Source organism: Pseudomonas sp. JV245A (assembly GCF_032424515.1).
Classification (GTDB): Bacteria; Pseudomonadota; Gammaproteobacteria; order Pseudomonadales; family Pseudomonadaceae; genus Aquipseudomonas; species Aquipseudomonas protegens.
In genome coordinates this window covers 1-2,192 of sequence record NZ_VYKE01000330.1, presented here as the reverse complement: position 1 = coordinate 2,192, position 2,192 = coordinate 1, and the positions used below count along the sequence as shown (strand labels likewise).

The 2,192-nt window shown below is 69.6% G+C and carries 2 protein-coding genes; both read left to right on the top strand.

Annotation, left to right across the window (positions count from 1 at the left end):
* Window positions 1-93 precede the first annotated feature (93 nt).
* The gene (locus F6S12_RS31275) at window positions 94-1,026 is read left to right on the top strand and encodes a 4-hydroxyproline epimerase (RefSeq protein WP_065364415.1); all 933 of its coding nucleotides are present in this window, start codon (window positions 94-96) and stop codon (window positions 1,024-1,026) included.
* The gene (locus F6S12_RS31270; protein WP_212806024.1) at window positions 1,023-2,144 is read left to right on the top strand and encodes an NAD(P)/FAD-dependent oxidoreductase; all 1,122 of its coding nucleotides are present in this window, start codon (window positions 1,023-1,025) and stop codon (window positions 2,142-2,144) included. The genes F6S12_RS31275 and F6S12_RS31270 overlap by 4 nt, the downstream gene beginning before the upstream one ends.
* Window positions 2,145-2,192: the final 48 nt, after the last annotated feature.

Genomic DNA, 2,192 nt, shown 5'->3' with positions numbered 1-2,192 from the left:
TGTGCCGATTTCGTCATCCACGACAGCGAAAACCCACAAGCGGCAGCGCCCCCGCCAAGGCCACTCTGTAGCTCTTTGCCCTCAGGTGCCCTCATGAAAAAAATAACCGTGATCGACTCCCACACCGGGGGTGAACCCACCCGCCTGGTCATCGACGGCTTTCCCGACCTGGGCCGCGGCTCCATGGCCGAACGCTTGCAGATCCTGGAGCGCGAGCACGACCAGTGGCGCCGGGCCTGCGTCCTCGAACCCAGGGGCAGCGACGTGCTGGTGGGGGCCCTGCTGTGCCAGCCGCAGGCCAGCGACGCCTGTGCCGGAGTGATCTTCTTCAACAACAGCGGCTACCTGGGCATGTGCGGCCACGGCACCATTGGCCTGGTGCGCTCGCTGTATCACCTGGGGCGCATCGACCAGGGCGTGCACCGTATCGAAACCCCGGTGGGCACCGTCGAGGCCACCCTGCACGAGGACCTGTCGGTGAGCGTGCGCAACGTCCCCGCCTACCGCTACCGCACCCAGGTGATGCTGCAACTGCCCGGCCACGGCAAGGTGCACGGCGACATCGCCTGGGGCGGCAACTGGTTCTTCCTGATCAGCGACCACGGCCAGCGCATTGCCCTGGACAATGTCGAAGCCCTGACCCACTACACCTGGGACGTGCGCCAGGCCCTGGAAGCCGCCGGCATCACCGGCGCCGAGGGCGGGGTCATCGACCACATCGAACTGTTCGCCGACGACCCGCAGGCCGACAGCCGCAACTTCGTGCTCTGCCCCGGCAAGGCCTACGACCGTTCGCCCTGCGGCACCGGCACCAGCGCCAAGCTGGCGTGCCTGGCGGCGGACGGCAAGCTCGCCCCGGGCCAGGCCTGGCGCCAGGCCAGTGTCATCGGCAGCCAGTTCAGCGCCCACTATGAGAAGGTCGGCGAGCAACTGATTCCGATCCTTCGCGGCAATGCCCACATCAGCGCCGAAGCCACTCTGCTGCTGGACGACAGCGATCCGTTCGCCTGGGGCATCGGCTCGTGACGCCGGTGGCCGAGGCCGAGGTGATAGTGGTGGGCGCTGGCATCATCGGTGCCGCCTGCGCCCATGAGCTGGCCCGGCGCGGCCTGCGGGTGCAGGTGCTCGACGATGGTCGTGGCGGTGCCACCGGGGCCGGCATGGGCCATCTGGTGGTGATGGACGACAACCCGGCGGAACTGGCCTTGAGTCACTACTCCCTCGGCCTCTGGCGGCAGCTGCGCGAACGCCTGCCCGAGGCCTGCGCCTACCGGAACTGCGGCACCTTGTGGTTGGCCGCCGACCACCACGAGAGGGACCTGGCGCGGACCAAGCAGCAGGCCCTGGCCGACCACGGCATCAGCGGCGAGCTGCTGGACAGCACCCGGCTGGCGAGCCTGGAACCGATGTTGCGCAAAGGCCTGGCCGGTGCGCTGAAGATCCCCGGCGACGCGATCCTCTACGCCCCGGCCACTGCCCACTGGCTGCTCGGCAACGCTTCGCTGATCAGGCGCCAGGCAGCCCGGGTGCGCAGCGTCGCCGGGGACCAGGTGGAGCTCGCCGACGGTCGCGTGCTGAGGGCACAACGGGTGCTGCTGGCCAACGGCTTCGCTGCCCGGGAACTGTTGCCGGCTCTGCCCCTGCGCCCGAAGAAGGGGCATCTGCTGATCAGCGACCGCTACCCGCAACAGGTCGGCCACCAACTGGTGGAGCTGGGTTACGCCGCCAGCGCCCACGCCAGCCACGGCACCTCGGTGGCGTTCAATGTCCAGCCGCGGCCCACCGGCCAGTTGCTGATCGGCTCGTCCCGACAGTTCGACACCCTCGATCCGGCCATCGACCCCAGCGTACTGGCGCCCATGCTGCGGCGCGCCGTGGACTACCTGCCGGCGCTCGCCGAGCTCAACGGCATCCGCGCCTGGACCGGCTTTCGCGCCGCCACGCCGGATGGCCTGCCGATCCTCGGCGAACACCCGCGGCAACCGGGCCTGTGGCTGGCGGTCGGGCATGAAGGCCTGGGAGTCACCACCGCCCCCGGCAGCGCGCGACTGCTGGTGGACCTGATGCTGGGCGAATGCCCGGTGCTCGACCCGCGCCCCTATCTGCCCGGGCGCTTCGCCGCCCTGACTGGAGACTTGCCATGATCATCTACCTGGACCAGCAGGCCCTGCAGGTGGCCGACGGCCTCAGCG